The sequence below is a fragment of the Pseudomonas sp. REB1044 genome, assembly GCF_038813925.1.
In the GTDB taxonomy this organism is placed as follows: Bacteria; Pseudomonadota; Gammaproteobacteria; order Pseudomonadales; family Pseudomonadaceae; genus Aquipseudomonas; species Aquipseudomonas boreofloridensis.
This window is the reverse complement of the sequence record NZ_CP046139.1, coordinates 2,423,787-2,443,096: the sequence shown is the minus strand read 5'-3', so window position 1 is coordinate 2,443,096 and position 19,310 is coordinate 2,423,787. Positions and strand designations below refer to the sequence as shown.

General features: G+C 64.9%; 16 protein-coding genes. 6 read left to right on the top strand and 10 right to left on the bottom strand.

Annotated elements, in window-relative coordinates; all coding sequences use genetic code 11:
- Positions 1-12: 12 nt before the first annotated feature.
- The 3 genes from pstA to pstS all read right to left on the bottom strand — a co-directional run bounded on the left by pstA (position 13) and on the right by pstS (position 2,972).
- Positions 13-906 carry a phosphate ABC transporter permease PstA gene (pstA, locus tag GKC70_RS11080; protein WP_039578166.1) on the bottom strand — a complete coding sequence of 298 codons (894 nt, stop codon included), beginning with the start codon at positions 904-906 and terminating at the stop codon, positions 13-15.
- A complete protein-coding gene (gene pstC / locus GKC70_RS11075) occupies positions 903-1,871 on the bottom strand; it encodes a phosphate ABC transporter permease subunit PstC (protein ID WP_342651341.1) in 969 nt (322 codons plus the stop codon). Before pstC ends, pstA begins: the two co-directional genes overlap by 4 nt.
- Before the next feature lie 72 nt (positions 1,872-1,943).
- Positions 1,944-2,972 carry a phosphate ABC transporter substrate-binding protein PstS gene (gene pstS, locus GKC70_RS11070; protein ID WP_039578172.1) on the bottom strand — a complete coding sequence of 343 codons (1,029 nt, stop codon included), beginning with the start codon at positions 2,970-2,972 and terminating at the stop codon, positions 1,944-1,946.
- Between the two features lie 213 nt (positions 2,973-3,185).
- Between pstS and GKC70_RS11065 the strand changes: the two genes are divergently transcribed.
- Positions 3,186-4,280 (top strand): catalase family protein, encoded by a 1,095-nt coding sequence (locus tag GKC70_RS11065; RefSeq protein WP_342651340.1) that lies wholly within the window; start codon positions 3,186-3,188, stop codon positions 4,278-4,280.
- A 93-nt stretch (positions 4,281-4,373) separates the two neighbouring features.
- The gene (gene treS / locus GKC70_RS11060; RefSeq protein ID WP_342651339.1) at positions 4,374-6,443 is read left to right on the top strand and encodes a maltose alpha-D-glucosyltransferase; all 2,070 of its coding nucleotides are present in this window, start codon (positions 4,374-4,376) and stop codon (positions 6,441-6,443) included.
- 56 nt (positions 6,444-6,499) lie between these two features.
- Here treS and GKC70_RS11055 read toward each other — a convergent pair whose 3' ends face one another.
- The 4 genes from GKC70_RS11055 to GKC70_RS11040 all read right to left on the bottom strand — a co-directional run bounded on the left by GKC70_RS11055 (position 6,500) and on the right by GKC70_RS11040 (position 10,866).
- Positions 6,500-7,822 carry a cytochrome c gene (locus GKC70_RS11055; protein ID WP_342651338.1) on the bottom strand — a complete coding sequence of 441 codons (1,323 nt, stop codon included), beginning with the start codon at positions 7,820-7,822 and terminating at the stop codon, positions 6,500-6,502.
- An 11-nt stretch (positions 7,823-7,833) separates the two neighbouring features.
- Positions 7,834-9,603 (bottom strand): GMC family oxidoreductase, encoded by a 1,770-nt coding sequence (locus GKC70_RS11050; protein WP_342651337.1) that lies wholly within the window; start codon positions 9,601-9,603, stop codon positions 7,834-7,836.
- A 37-nt stretch (positions 9,604-9,640) separates the two neighbouring features.
- Entirely contained in the window at positions 9,641-10,360 is a 720-nt protein-coding gene (locus GKC70_RS11045) for a gluconate 2-dehydrogenase subunit 3 family protein (RefSeq protein WP_342651336.1), read from the bottom strand.
- Positions 10,361-10,560: 200 nt separating this feature from the next.
- Positions 10,561-10,866, bottom strand: coding sequence for a DUF6482 family protein (locus tag GKC70_RS11040; protein WP_029613572.1), 306 nt, complete (start codon positions 10,864-10,866; stop codon positions 10,561-10,563).
- A 120-nt stretch (positions 10,867-10,986) separates the two neighbouring features.
- Here GKC70_RS11040 and GKC70_RS11035 point away from each other — a divergent pair, with 120 nt between their 5' ends.
- From GKC70_RS11035 to GKC70_RS11020, 4 genes are all read left to right on the top strand, one after another.
- A complete protein-coding gene (locus tag GKC70_RS11035; RefSeq protein ID WP_342651335.1) occupies positions 10,987-11,757 on the top strand; it encodes an SDR family NAD(P)-dependent oxidoreductase in 771 nt (256 codons plus the stop codon).
- A gap of 175 nt (positions 11,758-11,932) precedes the next feature.
- Positions 11,933-13,183 carry an MFS transporter gene (locus GKC70_RS11030; protein ID WP_342651334.1) on the top strand — a complete coding sequence of 417 codons (1,251 nt, stop codon included), beginning with the start codon at positions 11,933-11,935 and terminating at the stop codon, positions 13,181-13,183.
- Positions 13,184-13,190: 7 nt separating this feature from the next.
- Positions 13,191-14,444, top strand: a complete 1,254-nt coding sequence (locus tag GKC70_RS11025) for an arsenic transporter (protein ID WP_342651333.1) — start codon at positions 13,191-13,193, stop codon at positions 14,442-14,444.
- A gap of 104 nt (positions 14,445-14,548) precedes the next feature.
- Positions 14,549-15,733, top strand: a complete 1,185-nt coding sequence (locus GKC70_RS11020; RefSeq protein ID WP_342651332.1) for an MFS transporter — start codon at positions 14,549-14,551, stop codon at positions 15,731-15,733.
- Positions 15,734-15,743: 10 nt separating this feature from the next.
- On the opposite strand, the gene GKC70_RS11015 is transcribed toward GKC70_RS11020, so the two are convergent.
- The 3 genes from GKC70_RS11015 to GKC70_RS11005 all read right to left on the bottom strand — a co-directional run bounded on the left by GKC70_RS11015 (position 15,744) and on the right by GKC70_RS11005 (position 19,187).
- Positions 15,744-16,688, bottom strand: a complete 945-nt coding sequence (locus GKC70_RS11015; RefSeq protein WP_295481799.1) for a LysR family transcriptional regulator — start codon at positions 16,686-16,688, stop codon at positions 15,744-15,746.
- Between the two features lie 33 nt (positions 16,689-16,721).
- On the bottom strand, positions 16,722-18,575 hold the full coding sequence (locus GKC70_RS11010) for an ABC transporter ATP-binding protein (RefSeq protein WP_342651331.1): 1,854 nt from the start codon (positions 18,573-18,575) through the stop codon (positions 16,722-16,724).
- A gap of 84 nt (positions 18,576-18,659) precedes the next feature.
- Positions 18,660-19,187: a hypothetical protein gene (locus tag GKC70_RS11005; protein ID WP_029613568.1), complete on the bottom strand. Its 528-nt coding sequence runs from the start codon at positions 19,185-19,187 to the stop codon at positions 18,660-18,662.
- Between the last annotated feature and the right edge of the window lie 123 nt (positions 19,188-19,310).

Below are 19,310 nucleotides of genomic sequence, written 5' to 3'. Positions count from 1 at the left end.
AGGCTCCCGTACTCAATACTTTGGCTTGCCGAAAATACGGCTGAGAATATTCACGACCAGCACGATCATCACCAGCACCAGCGAGGCCGCCCAAGCGAGCTCCAGCTGGTTGTCGAAGGGCATGCCGGAAAAGTTGTAGATCAGTACCGCCAGCGACGCGGTGGGGTTCATCACCGCCAGGCTGCCGTCGTGGTAGATCCAGTAGTTGCTGAACAAGGCGGTGAACAGCAGCGGCGCGGTTTCACCGGCGGCGCGTGCCACAGCCAGCATGACCCCGGTCAAGATCGCCGGCATACCGGTGGGCAGGACGATCTTCCAGATCACCTGGGCGCGGGTACAGCCCATGCCGTAGGCGGCGTCTTTCATGATCTTGGGCACCATTTTCATGGCTTCCTCGGCGGTCAGCACCACGATCGGCAGCATCAGCACGGCCAGGGCGATGCCGCCTGCCGGGGCCGAGTAGGTGCCGGTGGTCATCACCACCAAGGCATAGGCGAACACGCCGGCGAGGATCGACGGCAGGCCGGTGAGCATCTTCGCGGCGAAGCGCGACGCGTTGGCCAGCTTGCTGTCCGGGCCAAGCTCGGCGAGGAAGATCGCCGCCAGGATGCCCACGGGCACGGCGATGGCCGCGGCGATACCGACCATGACGAAGGTACCGGCCATGGCATTACCGAAGCCGCCGCCCATCTCGAAGCCGGTCGGCGGCAGCTCGGTGAACACCTCCAGGCTCAGCCGCGCACCGCCGCGGGTGATCAGCATGTACAGCACGGAAATCAGCGGCACGCTGGCCAGCAAAGCCACGCACCACACCAGGGTGGTCAGGCTCAGGCTGCGCAGGGCGCGGCCTTCGAAACGGCGCTGCAGGCTCGGCATTGCGGCCACGGGGGTGGTGAGGTTGGTCATGATTTATGTCCCCGTTGGGCGTAGAGCATGATCAGCGATCCGACGACGTTCACCAGCAAGGTGATGAACATCAGGACCAGGGCGGCGTACATCAACACCTCCACCTCGTTCGGGCCGGCCTCCGGGAAGTTCAGCGCCAGCAGCGCCGCCAGGGTGTTGGCCGGGGCGAACAGCGACAGGGTGATGGTGTTGGCGTTGCCCACCAGCATGGCCAGCGCCATGGTCTCGCCCAGGGCACGGCCCAGGCCCAGCACCAGCGAGCCGAAGATACCGGTGGCAGCCGAAGGCACCATGACCTTGAGAATGGCTTCCCAGTGCGTGGTGCCCATGCCGTAGGCGGCCTGCTTGGTCTTCATCGGCACGCTGGTCAGGGCATCCTGGGACACCGCGGCCACGGTGGGCAGAATCATGATCGCCAGCACCAGCGCCGCCGGCAGCAGGCCGGGACCGCTGAGCGACGAGCCGAAGAATGGAATCCAGCCCAGTTCGCTGTTCAGCCAGGCGGCCAGCGGCCGGATAGCCGGAATCACCACGTAGATGCCCCACAGGCCATAGACCACGCTGGGGATGGCCGCGAGCAGCTCGACGATGGTGCGAAACACCGCCGCCAGCCGCGGGGGAAGAAAGTCCTGGGTCAGGAAGATTGCCATGCTGACGCCGAAGAAGCCGGCGATCAACAACGCGATCAAGGCGCTGTACAGCGTGCCCCAGATCGCTGGCAGAATGCCGTATTTGCCTTGGTTAACATCCCAGACGCTGCCGAAAAGCACGTCGAAGCCATGCTTCTCCATACCTGGCAGGGCCTTGCGCCCGACCTCGTAGATGAGCGCGAAGACCAGCGCCAGCACCAGCACCACGCCGATGCGGGCCAGGGCACGGAAGGTCCGGTCGACCAGGAAATCCTTCGCTGAAGGCGGCTGGCAAGCGGAATCGGGGTTATCCGGAATGGCAAAGGGTGTGTTCATGAATGATTTCCGGGACAGGGAGAAGGCGCGCGACGAGCGCCTCACGCTACGCCGCGCGCAACCTGACGAGTCTTACTTGATGTTCTCGGCGGCCTTGCGAACCTTCTCGACCACCGACGCCGGCAGCGGGATGTAACCCATCGAGTCGGCGATCTTCTGGCCTTCGGTCAAGCTGTACTCGACCATTTCACGCATGGCCTTGGCCTTGGCCGGATTACCGTTGTCCTTGCGGAAGATCATCCAGGTGTAGGACGTGATCGGATAGGACTTGGCGCCATCCGGATCCGGCAGCCAGGCCACCAGGTTCTCCGGCATGTTCACCGCCGCCAGCGCCTCGGCACCGCTTTCGGCGTTCGGCACTACATACTGGCCAGCCTTGTTCTGCAGGGCGGCGAAGTCGACCTTGGCCAGCTTGGCGAAGCCGTATTCGATGTAGCCGATGGCACCTGGGGTCTGGCGTACGGTGGCGGTCACGCCATCGTTCTTCGGCGACTTGATGAACTTGTCGGTCGCCGGCCAGTTGACGGTGTTGCCCTCACCCAGGGTCTGCTTGAAGTCTGGATTGATCGCCGACAGGTGCTTGGTGAACACCGCGGTGGTACCGCTGGAGTCAGCGCGCACGACGACGGTGATCGGCGTGGCCGGCAGTTTCAGCTCAGGGTTGGCGGCAGCGATCTTCGGATCGTTCCACTGGGTGATCTTGCCCAGGAAGATGTCCGAGTAGACCTCGCGCGGCAGCTTCAAGCCCTTGGGGTTGCCCGGCAGGTTGTAGGCCAGGACGATCTCACCCGCGGTCATCGGCAGCAACTGCACGCCTTCTGCCACCTTGGCAATTTCTTCGTCTTTCATGGCCGAGTCGCTGGCGGCGAAATCGACGGTCTTGTTCAGGAAGTCCTGGACACCGGCACCGCTACCTTTTGACTGGTAGTCGACGGTGACGCCGTCGGTCTTCTTGCTGAAATCCTTGAACCAGGTCAGGTAGATCGGGGCCGGGAAGCTGGCGCCGGAACCTGTCAGGCGGACGTTCTCTGCAGCGAAGGTCGAAGTGGCGCTGAGCGAGACCGCAACGGCGAGTGCAGCAGATTTCATCAGGCGTATCATGGAAAAGCGCTCCGTGTGATGGCCGGGACACTGTGCAGCAGCTGTGTGACAACTTTGTGACTATTGAATGGCAGAGTTGCTGGTCATCGCCGTTGGTCGTGGCGAAATGCCTGCAATGCGAACCTGTGCAACCCCGCCGCAGTCCCCTCTTCAGGCACCGAAAAAGAGCGCCAAGGGCCCGTGATGCCCTCTGTCCTGACCTGGAGAATCTCGATGACCGACCAAGCCCCCGCCTCCTCTACACCGCTGCGCTTCGAGCCCAGCTTCGAGCAGATCCCCGACGACGAGGCGCAGACCAGCCAGGAACTGGCCGACACTTTGAGGTCGATCATGCAGAAGACCTTCGAGGACCGCGGCCACGCCGACCGCAGCGTCCACGCCAAGGGCCACGGCCTGCTGCAAGGCACCCTGACCGTGCTCGACAACCTGCCGCCGCACCTGGCCCAGGGCGCCTTCGCCAAGCCCGGCACGCTGCCGGTGTACCTGCGCCTGTCCACCAATCCGGGCGACATTCTCGACGACAAGGTCTCTACCCCACGCGGCCTGGCGATCAAGCTGGTCGGTGTGGAGGGTCCGCGCCTGCCGGGCAGCGAAGGCGACAGCACGCAGGACTTCGTCATGCAGAACGCCAAGGCCTTCACCGCCGCCACGCCCAAGCAGTTCCTCAAGACCTTGAAACTGCTGGCCAAGACCACCGACAAGATGCCGCGCACCAAAGAAGTGATGTCGGCCGTACTGCGCGGCACCGAGGCGGTGATCGAGGCGCTGGGCGGCGAGAGCGGCACGCTCAAGAGCCTGGGCGGCCATCCGCAGACCCATATCCTTGGCGAAACTTTCACCACTGTGGCGCCGCTGCTGTATGGCGACCACTACGCCAAGCTGGCACTGGTGCCGGTTTCCCCGGCGCTTACGGCACTGACCGACCAACACCTGGACTTCGACGGTGATCCCAACGGTCTGCGCTCGGCCGTGACCCGCTACTTCGAGCAACAAGGCGGGGAGTGGGAGCTGCGGGTGCAATTGGCCACCGACCTGGAAAAGATGCCGATCGAAGACGCCTCGGTAGAGTGGCCGGAAGACCTCAGCCCCTACGTGACGGTCGCGCGCGTCGAGGTGAAACCGCAGTTCACCTGGTCCGAAGACAAGGTCAGGACGATCGACGACGGGATGGCGTTCAGCCCATGGCACGGCTTGGCCGCACACCGCCCACTGGGCGGCGTGATGCGCGTGCGCAAGCCCTCTTATGAAATGTCGTCGGCGTTCCGCGCTCGTCATAACGGTTGCCCGATCCACGAGCCCAAACGCTAGCGTCCGACTGGATCGGCACACGCGGTCGGAACGAACGATTGGCGTCCTGGGCCGTCATAAAAACTGCCCATGGACGCCGCCGAGGAACCTTGCATGACCCGACCCGATGATGCCTACATCCAGTGGCTGGAAGAGCGCTCGATGCTGCAAGCCTCCCAGCAGCGCGCACGCCTCTATGCCGGCCAATCGCGGCTGTGGCAGAACCCCTACGCCGAAGCCCAGCCGCGCCGCGCCAGCGAAATCGCTTCGGTGTGGCTGACGGTCTACCCCGACGCCATCATTGCCCCGGAGGATAGCAGCGTGCTGTCCGCCCTGGGCCACGAAGCCCTGTGGAAGCGCCTGTCCGAAATCGGCATCCAGGGCATCCACACCGGCCCGATCAAGCAGTCAGGCGGCATCAGCGGTCGGCAGACCACCCCCAGCATCGACGGCAACTTCGACCGCATCAGCTTCGATATCGACCCGTTGTACGGCACCGAGCAGGAACTGGTGCAGATGAGCCGACTGGCCGCCGCGCATAATGCGGTGACCATCGACGACCTCATTCCCTCGCACACTGGCAAAGGCGCGGACTTCCGCCTGGCCGAGCTGGGGCATGGCAGCTATCCCGGTCTCTACCACATGGTCGAGATCCGCGAAGAAGACTGGTCGCTGCTGCCCGACGTGCCGCCGGGCCGTGACGCGGTCAACCTGCTGCCGGCCGTTTGCGATGAACTCAAGCAGCGCCATTACATCGTCGGTCAGTTGCAACGGGTGATCTTCTTCGAACCCGGCGTCAAGGAGACCGACTGGAGCGCCACGCCGCCGATCGTCGGGGTGGATGGCAAGACCCGACGCTGGGTTTATCTGCACTATTTCAAGGAAGGCCAGCCGTCGTTGAACTGGCTGGACCCCACCTTCGCGGCCCAGCAGATGATCATCGGCGACGCCCTGCACGCGCTCGATTGCCTCGGCGCACGCGGCCTGCGCCTGGATGCCAATGGCTTCCTCGGCGTGGAGATTCGCGCTGAAGGCACTGCCTGGTCCGAAAGCCATCCGCTGTCGCTGACCGGCAACCAACTGATCGGCGGCATGATCCGCAAGGCCGGCGGCTTCAGCTTCCAGGAGCTGAACCTGACCCTGGACGACATCGCGCAGATGTCCAAGGGCGGCGCCGACTTGTCTTATGACTTCGTCACTCGCCCGGCCTACCAGCACGCGCTGCTCACCGGCGACACCGAATTCCTGCGCCTGATGCTCAAGGAGATGCACGCGTTCGGCATCGACCCGGCCTCCTTGATCCACGCCTTGCAGAACCACGACGAACTGACCGCCGAACTGGTGCATTTCTGGACCCTGCACGCCCATGACATGTACCTCTACAAGGGCCAGACCCTGCCTGGCAGCGTGTTGCGCGAGCACATTCGCGAAGAGATCTACGAACGCGCCTCCGGCGAGCATGCGCCCTACAACCTGCGCTTCGTCACCAACGGCATTTCCTGCACCACCGTCAGCCTGATTACCGCAGCACTGGGGATTCGCGACCTGGAGCAGATCGGCGCGGCCGATATCGAACGAATCCAGCGGGTGCACCTGTTGCTGGTGATGTACAACGCCATGCAGCCGGGGGTGGTGGCAGTGTCCGGCTGGGACATGGTCGGCGCCCTGCCCTTGCCCGCCGAAGCGGTGGCCGAACGCATGAGCGATGGCGACACGCGCTGGATTCACCGGGGCGGCTACGACCTGGCGGGGCTGAATCCAGACGCACAGGCCTCAGTGCGCGGCATGCCACGCGCCCGCAGTCTGTATGGCAGCCTGGATGAGCAGTTGCAGCGCCCGGATTCGTTCGCCAGTCAGGTCAAGAAGCTGCTGGCCGTGCGTCAGGCCTACGGCATCGCGGCCAGCCGCCAGGTGTTGGTGCCCGAGGTCAGCAGCCCCGGCTTGCTGGTGATGGTCCATGAGTTGCCGGCGGGCCGTGGCACCCAGATCAGCGCGTTGAACTTCGGCGCCGAGCCCATCAGCGAAACCTTGCAACTGACCGGTTTCCAACCCGGCCCGGTGGTGGACATGATCAACGAAACCGTCGAAGGCGACCTGGATGATGACGGCAAGCTGCTGATCAACCTCGATCCGTTCGAAGCCTTGTGCCTGCGTATCGTCAACAGCAGCGGCCACCACGCCTGAAGTCGCGCTGGCAGCCCCGCAGGCAACGATTGCCGGGGCTGCCCAGCCCTACTGCATCATGGCTTCGCGCTGATGGCCTGGCGGATTTCACGCACCTCATCAGCGCTGACCGCCGCCGCATGGTTGGACCAGCCCTGACGCAGGAACGACGCCAACTCCGCCACCTCCTGGTCGTCGAGTCGCTCGGCGAAGCCTGGCATCGGCAGCACCGAAGGCGCTCGGGCGGTCGAAGGGGTGCTGGCGCCTTGAAGAATGACCTGGATCAGCGCCTGCGGGCTTTGGGCATTCACCACGGTGGCGCCGTCCAGACGCGGGAACACCTGCTCGGCACCTCGGCCGGAGACGAAGTGGCAGGCGTTGCAGTTGTCCAGGTAAAGGCGCTCGCCCAGGGTCAGATCCTTGGCCGCCGTGAGCTTGGCCGCCGTCTGTGCACTGCGCGCCTCATTGTCCTGCCCAGATGCAGTGTCAGTCGGCGCCAGCGACTTGAGGTACGCTGCCATGGCCTGCAGGTCGGTGTCGCTCATGTGCGAGGTGCTGTGCAAGATGACGTCGGTCATTTCGCCGGCCACCGCGGCCTTGGCATTGCGCCCGGTGCCCAGGTAGTCGACCAGCTCCTGCGTGCTCCAGTGCGGCAGGCCGCGCAACGCTGGCACATTCCAGCCGTTGAGCTGGGTGCCGGAGAGGTACACAGGTGAGCGTTCGTCCAAGGCCTTTTCCTGAAGGGTCAACGCACGCGGTGTGTGGCAGGAACCACAGTGGCCCAGTCCCTGCACCAGGTAAGCACCGCGGGCGATGTCGCGCGGTTCGCTAGCCGGCGTTTCAGGCGTCGGCGCGGGTGCGAACAGTGCACGCCAATAGGCCAGAGGCCAACGGATCGACAGCGGCCAGGGCACAGCGTTGGCCTTGTTGGCCTGCTCCACCGCTGGCACGCCTTGCATGAAGTAGGCGTAGAGCGCCTGCGTGTCGGCATCGGTGATCCTGGCGTAAGACGGATACGGCATGGCCGGGTACAGCGCACTGCCGTCGTGACCGACACCGCGACGCAACGCGCGCTCGAACTCACCGTAGGTCCAGTCACCGATCCCGGTACGCTTGTCTGGCGTGATGTTGGTCGAGTACAGCGTACCGATCGGCGACGCGATACCCAGCCCTCCAGCGAACGCTTTGCCGCCCTCGCGGGCCGTGTGGCAGGCCACGCAGTCGCCGACCCTGGCCAGGTAGGCGCCCCGCTCGATCAGCTCAGGCGTGACGGCCACGTTCATCTGCGCCTGGGCATCGCCCACACGGTTCAGCCAGACGGCCAGCAGCCAGGCCAGGCATGCCGCCACCAGGACCAGCACCAGCAACTTGAGCAGCCACGAGCGCTCGCGGTGTTTCATCGCTGCCCCCCTCATGCCTGCACCAACGGGCCGGGATTCTTCAAGTACTGATCCTTGATGGCCTGGGCCGAAAACAGCGTCAACGCCCCGATCAGCGCCGTCGGATTGGCCTGGAAGTTCTGCGGGAAGGCATTGCCGCCAGGCACGAACACGTTGTGCACGTCCCAACTCTGCAGATAGCGGTTCAGCGCGCTGGTGCGTGGCGAGTCGCCCATCACCGCACCGCCGACGTTGTGGGTGGAGACGTACTTGGTGATGTCCCAGTGGTCATCCATGCCGAGGAAGTTCTCGCTGTAGCTGTCCGGTCCCAATTCGCGGGTGATGTCGCGCACGATGCCGCGCAGGTACTGCTGCAACTTCAGCTCGTTGGGCTTCCAGTCGAAGGTGATACGCAGCAGCGGCTGACCCCAAGGGTCTTTGTAGGTCGGGTCGAGGTCGACGTAGTGGCCTCGGTAGGACATACAGCCGGTGGAAATGCTGACCTTCATCGAGTGCCCGTACCAGTCCTGCATACCTTCCTTCCAGGCCTGCCCCCACTGCGGCGTGCCGGCCGGCAGCGCGGTGCCGATCGGCGCACCGGTGGCTTGGGAACTGTGGATCTTGGCGCCGCCGATGATGCCCAGGCCCGGCCCGTCGAAGTTGCCCGGAGAGATGTCGTTGAACATCTGCCCGGTGGCCCCGGCGGTGGCGAAGGGGTTGAAGCGCCGGCCTTTGAAGAACAAGGTGGTGTCGCCGACGCTGAGGTACGCGTAGTTACGGCCTATCACGCCTTCGCCGCTGATTGGATCATAGGGCTTGCCGATACCCGACAGCAGCATCAGCCGCACATTGACGAACTGGAACGCGGCCAACACCACGATCCGCGCAGGCTGGAACACTTCATTGCCTTGGCCGTCGATGTAAGTGATGCCACGGGCCGTCTTGCCATCAGGGTGCAGTTCGACCCGCAGCACATTGGCGTTGACCCGGTAATCGAAATTGTCCATGCGCTTGAGTGCATCGAGCACGGCGGTCTGCGGCGAGGCCTTGGAGTAGTTCAGGCACGGGTACTTGCTGCAGAACCCGCAGTAATTGCATGGCGCGATCTGATTGCCGTAGGGGTTCTTCCAGGCCCGCGACACATTGGCCGACGGGTTGGGGAATGGGTGGTAACCCAGCGTGCGCGCCGCTTGGGCGAACATCGTGTTGTTCAGCGTGTCCTCGAGCGCCGGCAGTGGAAAAGGACTGGAGCGCGGTCCCTCGAACGGGTCGCCGCCGACCATGATCTGCCCGCCGAGGTTGCCGGTGTTGCCCGACAGGCCACAGATCTTGTCGAAACGGTCGAGGAACGGCTCGATCTCTTCCCAGGTGAAGGGGTAATCCTGGATCTGAATGTCGGCGGGCAGCACACCTGGAGCGTAGGCTTGATCGGCGTAGGTCTTGAGCTTGAGGTCGGTGGGCGTGGGTCGAATCAGCACGCCAGTCCAGTGCAGACCAGAGCCGCCGACCCCAGTGCCCGGCACGAAAGCGCCCCACTGGCGGGTGGGCAACGCGGTGCCTTGCAGGTTGTGGCGCACCGTCAGCGCGCCATCCTTGGGTGCGAGCATGATCTTGTTGCGCACCCCATAGGCATACTGATCGGCCGGCTTGGGATAGCTGAAATCGGCATTGCGGCGGTCCTCGCCACGCTCGAAGGCGCGGACCTTGAGGCCGGCCTGGGCCAGTTCGATGCTCATCAGCGAGCCGGTCCAGCCCAGGCCGACCACAGCCACGTCGACTTCGTCATTGGTTAGCGTTGCCATGCACACCCCTTGCTTGCGAAAACGTCGGAAACCCAGCTCATGCCCGCTCTCCCGTCAGGCTCACCGGCCCGAGCGGGTAGACCACTTCGTGCTGCGCCACCCACTCCAGATAGCTGGCCCGCGCGCCTGGGAAACCGATGGCGACCCAAGCCTTCATGCCCTTGTTGCCGCCATAGATCGGGTCGGCCAGCCAGCCCTGGCGGGTCAGGTTGAGCAGCTCGTTGAAGAACAACGTGCTGCTCATCAACGGCTCGCCGTGCTCGGCGAAGTCGATCTCGCCCGCCTGTAGGCGATGCAACGTCTGCTCCTGTGCGCCCAGGGCCAACAGCGCGAAGGGATGGCCATAGTTCATCAGCGAGGCGTGCTCCACGGCAGAAATGCCTTTGTGGAAAATCTCCTGCAGGGTGTAGGGCAACTGATAGCCCAACGTCGCCGGTGCCTGGGGCTCGAAGGGGCCTTGCAGGTAGACCTCGCTGCCCAGGCCCGCTGCCAGTTGCTGGTCGATGAAGATCGGTACATTGGTTTCCAATGCACCGGGACCACGGCCGTCGGCGGGGATCAGGCGGTCGCAGGCGGCCAGCAGAAAGGTCCACTCACTGCGGCTGAAAAAGGTCGGGGAATAACTTTCAAGGCTCGGCGCGATCATCTCGGCGGCCAGCGCCGCACTCAGGCCCTTGACGGTGACGCCCAGCGCCGGCAAGGCGATCAAGGACGACAGCAGGAACTTGCGGCGTGAAGATTGTTTGGCTGACAACATCGGTTTCCACCTGTGACCAAGCACTCAGCATCGCCGTGCCGGCCTGCTCCAAGCAGGGGCACGAAAACGAATTGCAGCGTGCAGGCGTTGGATAACGCGCGGCAGGGATACAGGCCCTGGCGCGTCGAGTTACAAAATGTTACCCAAAGTGGACCCGCTTACGTGCGACATCGTTCCGCCAAGCTGTCAGCCATTTGCCATCACCATGGACGATCCATCGACAGCGGCACCCGCAGCGGCGCCAGCGGGCCGTCGCGCAAGCCGCACATTTCGTCGTGAACCACGTGTTGCACCAGCCAGCACGGCAGCGTCGGGGTATCGGCCAGCACCTGGCGTACTTCGGTGGTAGAGCGCAGGCGCATCACCTCGCCGTGTTCGTCGTGCAGCGACAGCGGGCCGTCGCCGGTGAACGCACGCAGCACGTAGAAGCCGCCTTCCAAGGACAGCACTTCCAGTTCGTTGATGCGGCCGGCCGCGGCCATCTCGTTCAGTTGCTGAATGTTCATGGGACCTCGCACGCCTATCGGTTTAGGATGATCAGCGTGCAAACTTGTACACGCTTGATTATTTGTACAAGCTCAGCCCGATTAATTCCCAAAATCTCATGAGATCGACAGGAGTCGAAGATGGCATTGATTGCAGAGCTGCCAGGTCCAGGTCAGGTGCTGGTCTGCGGCGCCAGTCGCGGCATCGGTCTGGCGCTGTGCCAACGCCTGCTGGCACGCAGCGATGTCGAACGGGTATTCGCGGTATCGCGTCGAGCCTCCGCCAGCCAGGCGCTTCAGACGCTGGCGCAACAACACCCCGGACACCTGGTGCTGCTGGACTGCGATGCCCGTGACGAGTCGGCACTGGCCGACCTGGCCAGCGCCCTGCGCCAGCAGTGCAGCCATCTGCACCTGGTGCTGTGCACCCTGGGCGTACTGCATGAGGCGCCGGCCCGGCCCGAAAAGTCACTGGCGCAGTTGGACCTGGCCAGCCTGCAGGCGACGTTTCTCAGCAACAGCTTCGCGCCGATCCTATTGCTCAAGCACCTCGCGCCACTACTGCGCCAGCATCCGGCCACCTTTGCCGCACTCTCGGCGCGGGTCGGCTCCATCGGCGACAATCACCTCGGCGGTTGGTACAGCTACCGGGCCAGCAAGGCGGCGCTGAATCAACTGCTGCGCACCGCAAGCATCGAGTTGCGGCGACTGAATCCGCTGTCGACGGTACTGATGCTGCACCCCGGCACCACCGACACCGACCTGTCCCAGCCCTTCCAAGCCAATGTGCCGGCAGAGCGACTGTTCGAACCGGCCTTCACGGCCGAGCGCCTGCTGGAGCTGGTCGCCCGTCACGGCCCTGCGCACAACGGTGCGTTCCTGGCCTGGGACGGGCAGCCGATCGAGTGGTGAGCGGGCCTGGAACCTATCGCCTGACGCCACAGTCATTGTGCTCAGAGACTGCCTGATCAGGAGCCGACGGCCACCCCACTCATCGACCACCTGGGTTTACTTCGTTTGCACCGACTCACGGCGCCGCCGCTCGCGCGACCCGTGTCCTGCTCTTGGGCCTCATTGAGATGCCATCTTGGACAACTACACCCCTCTCGCTTCGCACCAACGCGGCCTGGACTGGCTGAACTTCTTCCTCGCCGATGTCCGTGACGGCCTGGGCCCCTACCTGGCGATTTACCTGCTGGCCGTGCACCAATGGCAGCCGGCGAGCATCGGCCTGGTGATGAGCCTGGCCGGGATCGCCGCGCTGGTGGCGCAGACCCCAGCCGGAGCGCTGATCGACCGCACCCCGGCCAAACGGGCGGTGGTGGTGATCGCGGCCCTGCTGGTGACCGGCAGTTGCCTGCTGCTGCCGCTGATGGCCTCGTTCAGCCTGGTGGCCCTGACCCAGACCATCAGCGCCCTGGCCGGCTCGGTGTTCGCACCGGCCATCGCCGCCATTTCTCTGGGCATCACCGGGCCCAAGGCATTCACCCGGCGCATGGGGCGCAACGAATCGTTCAACCATGCTGGCAACGCCTTCTCGGCCCTGCTGGCGGGGGGGCTGGCCTATCTGTACGGGCCGGTGGTGGTGTTCTACCTGATGGCCGTGATGACGGTGGCCAGTATCATCGCCGTGAGCCGCATTCCGGCAGCGGCGATCGATCACCAGGTGGCGCGGGGGCTGGGTCACGGGCCAGCCGGGGACGCTGCGCCCGCCGGCTTCAAGCTGCTCTTGCACAACCGTACCCTGCTGCTGTTCGCCGTGTGCTGCGCGTTGTTCCACCTGGCCAACGCAGCCATGCTGCCGCTGGTGAGCCAGAAGCTGTCGCAGGTGGACCTGCGCCTGGCCACGCCCTTGACCTCGGCCTGCATCGTCGCCGCACAACTGGTGATGGTGCCGATGGCGCTGCTGGTGGGCGCCAAGGCCGAGCACTGGGGACGCAAGCCATTTCTGCTAGTGGGCTTCCTGATTCTGCCGCTGCGCGGTGCGCTGTACGTGGTCTCGGACAATCCGTTCTGGCTGGTCGGGGTGCAATTGCTCGACGGCATTGGCGCCGGGATTTTCGGCGCGCTGTTCCCGATCATCGTCAAGGACCTGACCGAGGGCACCGGCCGCTTCAACGTCAGCCTCGGCGCCTTGACCGCGATCTTTGGCCTGGGCGCAGCGTTGAGCCCCGGCATCGCTGGCCTGGTGGTGCAGTCCTCAGGCTATGATGCGGCCTTTCTGACCCTGGCCGGAATCGCCGCCGTGGCCTTCGTGCTGGTGCTGGTGGCCCTGCCGGAAACCCACCCCCGTTCGAGCGATACGCCGACGGTCATGCCGACCCCCGCTGGAACCTGAACGACCGATGAGTTTTTCTACAAGCACCTTGATCATCTGGACGGTGGCCGCGCTGGCCACCGGCGGCGTCATCCTGCGCCCATGGCGCATCCCCGAATACGTCTGGGCACTGGGCGGGGCGCTGCTGCTGGCCGTGCTGGGGCTGATTCCGCTACCCGCCGCGCTGCACGCCGTAGCCGAAGGTGGCGACGTCTATCTGTTCCTCATCGGCATGATGGTGTTGGCCGAACTGGCGCGCCAGGAAGGGCTGTTCGACTGGTTGGCGCGCTATGCCGTGGTGCACGCGCGCGGCTCCGGCCAGCGCCTGTTCGACCTGGTGTTCCTGGTCGGCACCCTGGTCACCGTGTTCCTGTCCAACGACGCCACCGCCGTAGTGCTCACCCCTGCCGTGTATGCAGCGTGCAAGGCAGCGAAAGCCAATCCCCTGCCCTACCTGTTCATCTGCGCGTTCATCGCCAACGCCGCCAGTTTCGTGCTGCCGATCTCCAATCCGGCCAACCTGGTGGTGTTCGGCAGCCAGATGCCGCCGCTGCTGGACTGGTTGCGTCAGTTCAGCCTGCCGTCATTGGCGGCCATCGTGCTGACCTACCTGGCCCTGCGCCTGACCCAGCGCCAGCAGATCAGCCAGCCACTGGCGCTGAGCATCGACCCGCAACCGCTGCCGCGGGGCGCGCGCCTGTGTGCGCTCGGCATCGTGCTGACGGGCGCGCTGCTGTTGTTGGCTTCGGCCCTGGATACACCGCTGGGCCTGCCGACGTTCTGTGCCGGGGTGGCGACCACCGCCCTGATCCACCTGAGCCAGCGGCGCAGCCCGATGCCAGTGCTGCGGCAGGTGGCCTGGGGCGTCCTGCCTCTGGTGGCGGGCTTGTTCGTGCTGGTCGAAGCCGTGGCCCAGACCGGCGTGATCCGTCAGTTGGCCCAGTCCTTGGCGGCGCTGGCCCACGACGCACCGACCCAGGCAAGCTGGGCCGCCGGCATTGGCGTGGCAATCGCCAGCAACCTGATGAACAACCTGCCCACCGGGCTGATCGCCGGCTCCATGGGGCACCTGGCCGAATTGCCGGTGCAGACCACCGCTGCACTGCTGATTGGCGTGGACCTGGGGCCGAACCTGTCGATCACCGGCTCGCTGGCCACCCTGCTGTGGCTGGTCGCCATTCGCCGTGAAGGCGAACAGGTCGGCGCCTGGCAGTTCCTGCGCCTGGGCATGGTAGTCATGCCGCCCGCACTGCTGGCGGCACTGCTGGCACTGACGCTGTAACGAGGACCAATTAGTGAATTCAGTTCATTGGTTTCGGGAATTAATGCCAGAAAAGGGAAATGAATTAACGAATAGACTGATCGGCCTTTACATCGAGCCCGATCATGTCCATCTACCAAACGCCCCCTCTGGCAGCGCCTTCCACGCAGAAGACCGGAATCAGCATCGCGATCCTGGCCTTCTCGGCTTTTCTGATTGTCACCACTGAATTCCTCATCGTCGGCTTGCTGCCGCAGATCGCGCGCGATCTGGATCTGTCGGTTTCAGCCGCCGGGCAACTGGTCACCCTGTTCGCCTTCACCGTCATGCTGCTCGGTCCGCCCCTGACCGCCGCGCTCTCCCACCTCGACCGCAAGCGCCTGTTCATCGCGATCCTGTGCCTGTTCGCGGCGACCAACGCTTTGGCCGCCGTGGCGCAGAACTTCACCGTGCTGGCCATCGCCCGCATCGTGCCGGCCATGGCGCTGCCGGTGTTCTGGGGCACGGCGAGCGAAACCGCCGGGCATCTGGCCGGAAAACAGCACGCCGGGCGCGCGGTTGCCAGGGTCTACCTGGGCATCTCGGCGGCCATGCTGCTGGGCATCCCGCTGGGCACGGTCGCCTCGACGCTGATCGGCTGGCGCGGGGCGTTCTGGGTGCTGGCCGGGCTGTCGTTGCTGATGGCCGTGGCCCTGTGGTGCCTGATGCCCCAGGTCGCCCGCACCGGGAAACTGGACCTGCGCCAGCAGGCGACGATCTTCAAGGACGCCTATTTCGTGGGCAATGTGCTGCTGTCGGTGGTGGTCTTCACGGCGATGTTCATCGGCTACACCTACCTGGCCGACCTACTGGAGCGCGTGGCTGGCGTGCCGCCCGCGCAGGTCGGCTGGTGGTTGATGGGCTTCGGTGCGGTCGGCCTGATCGGCAACTGGATCGGCGGCAAGCTCGTCGATCGCTCGCCGCTCAATGCCACACGGCTGTTCCTGATCCTGCTGGCGCTGGGTATGGCAGCGTTGGTTCCCGTCGCCCACTCCACCGTGCTGCTGTGCGCCGTGCTGGGGCTGTGGGGCATCGCCAATACCGCGCTGTACCCCATCTGTCAGGTGCGGGTGATGGCCTGCGTGTCGCAGGCCAAGGCCCTGGCGGGCACCAGCAACGTGTCGGCGGCCAATGCCGGCATCGGCCTGGGCGCAATCATCGGCGGGCTGACCCTGACGCACCTGGGCACCGACTACCTGGGCTACGTGGCCGCCTGCGTCGCGCTGCTGGCCTTGGTGCTGTTGGCGGTGGTTCGGCGGCTCGCGCCCTGACCGGCAGCGCTCATTGTGCCGTGTCAGGCGGCGCAGGCCGTCTGCCGTGGGCGCACAGGCGCGGCGCCAGGTAGTCGAGCAGGGCGCGGACCTTGGGCAGGTTTTCCCGGCTTTTCAACCAGACCAGGTTGATCGGCAAGCCATCGGTGGACAGTTCAGGCAACACCTCCACCACGCTGCCTTGCTCCATGTGCCGTTGGGTCAGCCAGGTGGGCAGCTGGGCGATGCCGAGCCCCGCCAGCACGGCCGCCACCTCGCCTTCGCCATCGCCGACGGCGATGCGCGAAGGCATGCTGCGTCGTTCGATGTCCCCGGCCTCGCGGCCCTTGAGGTACCAGGGCCCGACACCGCCATCACGCTGGCCATAGACCACGCAGGCATGGCCGTGCAATTGGGCCTGGTCGCGGGGCTCGCCATGGCGTTGCAGATACCGGGGTGCGGCGCAGAACACCAGCCGCTGCGCACCGAGGAACTGGTGCCCTAGGCTGGCTGGCCAGGCATCGGGACCACCGATACGCACCACGATGTCGATGCCTTCGGCCACCGGATCGACGAAACGGTCGGTGAAGGACACATGCGGATCGACCTTGGGAAACAGGTGCAGAAAATCCAGGATCAGCGGCAGCACGTGCAGGCGTCCGAAAGACGCCGGCAAGTCGATGCGTACCCTGCCCTGCGGCGTTTCGCTGTCGTTGAGCAACGCCGACTCCACGTCCTCCAGCTCGGCCAACACGCGGGTGCAGGTGCGCTGGAAGGTCACCCCGGCCTCAGTCAGTGCCAGGGTGCGGGTGGTCCGCTCGAACAACCGCACGCCCAACCGTGCCTCCAAGCGCGCCACGCTCTTGCTGACCGCCGAGGCGGTGAGGTTCAAGCGCTCTGCCGCCGCAGTGAAGCTGGCGCACTCGGCCACCGCGACAAACACGTCGAGGCCTTTGAGCCGCTCAGAGGTGTGCATGGGCGTGCCCCTGACTAGACGACCGGCTCGGGCTCATTCGGCGGCCTCCAGCACACCTTGGTCTTCGCCGAGGAAGCCTCCGCTCTGGTGCTGCCAAAGCCGGGCGTAGGTGCCGTTGCGCGCCAGCAGCTCGGCATGGGTGCCCTGCTCGATGATGCGCCCTTCGTCCATCACGATCAGCCGGTCCATCGCAGCGATGGTCGACAAGCGGTGGGCGATGGCGATCACCGTCTTGCCCTGCATCATCTCGTCGAGGCTTTCCTGGATGGCCACTTCCACCTCCGAGTCCAGCGCGCTGGTGGCTTCGTCGAGCAGCAGGATCGGCGCGTTCTTGAGCATGACCCGCGCGATCGCCACGCGCTGGCGCTGGCCGCCGGAGAGCTTGATGCCGCGCTCGCCGACCAAAGTGTCGTAGCCGGTATGGCCCTGGCGGTCGCTGAGCTGGCGGATGAAGTCATCGGCCTGGGCGTCGACGGCGGCCTGGCGGATCTGCGCCTCGGTGGCGTCAGGCCGGCCGTAGGCGATGTTGTCGCGAATCGAGCGGTGCAACAGCGAGGTGTCCTGGGTGACCATACCGATGGCACTGCGCAAGCTGTCCTGGGTGACCTGGGCGATATCCTGGCCGTCGATGCGGATGTGTCCTTGGTCGACGTCGTGGAACCGCAGCAGCAGGTTGATCAAGGTCGACTTGCCGGCCCCGGAGCGGCCCACCAGGCCGATCTTCTCGCCGGCCTGGATCTCCAGGCTCAGGCCATCGAGCACCTGACGTTCGCCGTTGTAGTTGAAGTGCACGTTGTCGAAGCTCACGGCCCCGCCCTGGGTCTGCAGCACACCGGCACCGGGCGCGTCCTGCACCTTGGGACCGGTGGCCAGGGTGGCCATGCCGTCCTGCACGGTGCCGATGCTCTCGAACAGCGAGGTCATCTGCCACATGATCCAGTGCGACATGCCATTGATGCGCAGCGCCATGGCGGTGATCGCCGCCACCGCACCGGCGCCAACCTGGCCCTGGTGCCAGAGCCACAGGGCATAGCCGCCGGCACTCATGATCAAACCGACCACCAGCGCCTGATTGGCGATCTCGAACTGGCTGACCAGGCGCATCTGTCGGAAACCGGTGTGCTTGAAGTCTTCCATCGCCGCCCGGGCGAAATGCGCCTCGCGCTTGGAATGGGAGAACAGCTTGACCGTGGTGATGTTGGTGTAGGCGTCCGACACCCGTCCGGTCATGGACGAGCGGGCGTTGGCCTGCTCCTGCCCCACTTTGCCCAGGCGCGGCACGAAGTACAGCATGGTCAGTCCGAACAGCAGCAACCAGGCCACGAACGGCAGCATCAGCTTGGGCGCGAAGCCGCCCGCCAGGGCGATGATCGCCACGAAGTACACCCCGATACCCGGCAGGATCTCGATCAAGGTGAACAGCACCTCGCGCACCGCCAGGGCGGTCTGCATCACCTTGGTGGTCACCCGCCCGGAGAATTCATCGGAAAAGAACGACAGACTCTGGCGAAGCATCAGACGGTGGAAATCCCACCGCAGGCGCAGAGGCAAATTGATCGCCAGGACCTGGTGCTGGACCATGGTGCGTGCAGCCACCAGCGCGATGCTGATCACCAATACGGCGCCAACGCCCCACACCACGCGGGTCTCCTCGGCGGTTACGGCTTCGCCGACCTGCCATTTGGCCAGCAGGTCCACCACTTGTCCGAGAAAGGCGAACAGCCAGGCTTCATACACCGACACCGCGGCGCTCAGCAGTGCCAGGGCGACGATGTAGCCGCGCGCGCCGCGGGTGCAGGCCCACATGAAGCGCGCCAGCCCCATGGGCGGTGGCGGGGCCTCGTCGGGCGGGAAAGGGTCAAGCCAGCGTTCGAGTACACGCAGCATGAAGGTCTCCAGACACAGGAAAAGGAAGGGATTCTGCCAGATGGGTGGCCGTGCTGACTGTAAGTGAAATGTGAAGGCGGTCCGTCAACCCAGCTGAATGAACAGCGCGTAACCGCCCAAAATCACCCAGAACGCCAGGAAGATCCACGGCGTGCGCAGGGAAAACAGCAGCGACTTGCGATGCGACGCCCGTGAGGTCTCGGCCTCGGCGAACAGCGGCGACTCGTCGTAGGCCAGGCCCATCAGCGGTTCGCTGCGCAGTAGATTGCTCTGCTTGAGCTGCCAGTGGTCGATGATCTTGTAGGCGGCATGGATCCCCGGCCAGGCGTTGAGCGAACTGAGCACGCCCAGCAGCGCCAGGAAGGGCGGCACCAGCAACGTGAACATCTGCCCCCAGCTCTCGTTGAGGTTGCTCATGGCGGAGACGAAGGCGATGACCAGGAAGGATTGCGCGGTGAGGTAGGCGTCGGTGCGGTTGGCCAGGATGGTGGTCTCGTACTGGATTTCCCGGCGATAGAAATCCAGGCGCTCTTTCGGCGAGCCGAACATCCGTGCTTCGCGCTCGCTGGAGATTTCATGCTCGGGAGTAGCGGGGGTGATGATGCGTGGCACGCGATCGCTCCTGATCGTTGTGTGACTCGATAGGGGATAGAGACAGGCGCGCGAGAAAGATTCAGATCAATCGCCCGCCGACCGTCTGTCGTGGCAGGCGTATATCCGTTCCAACCCTGAGCA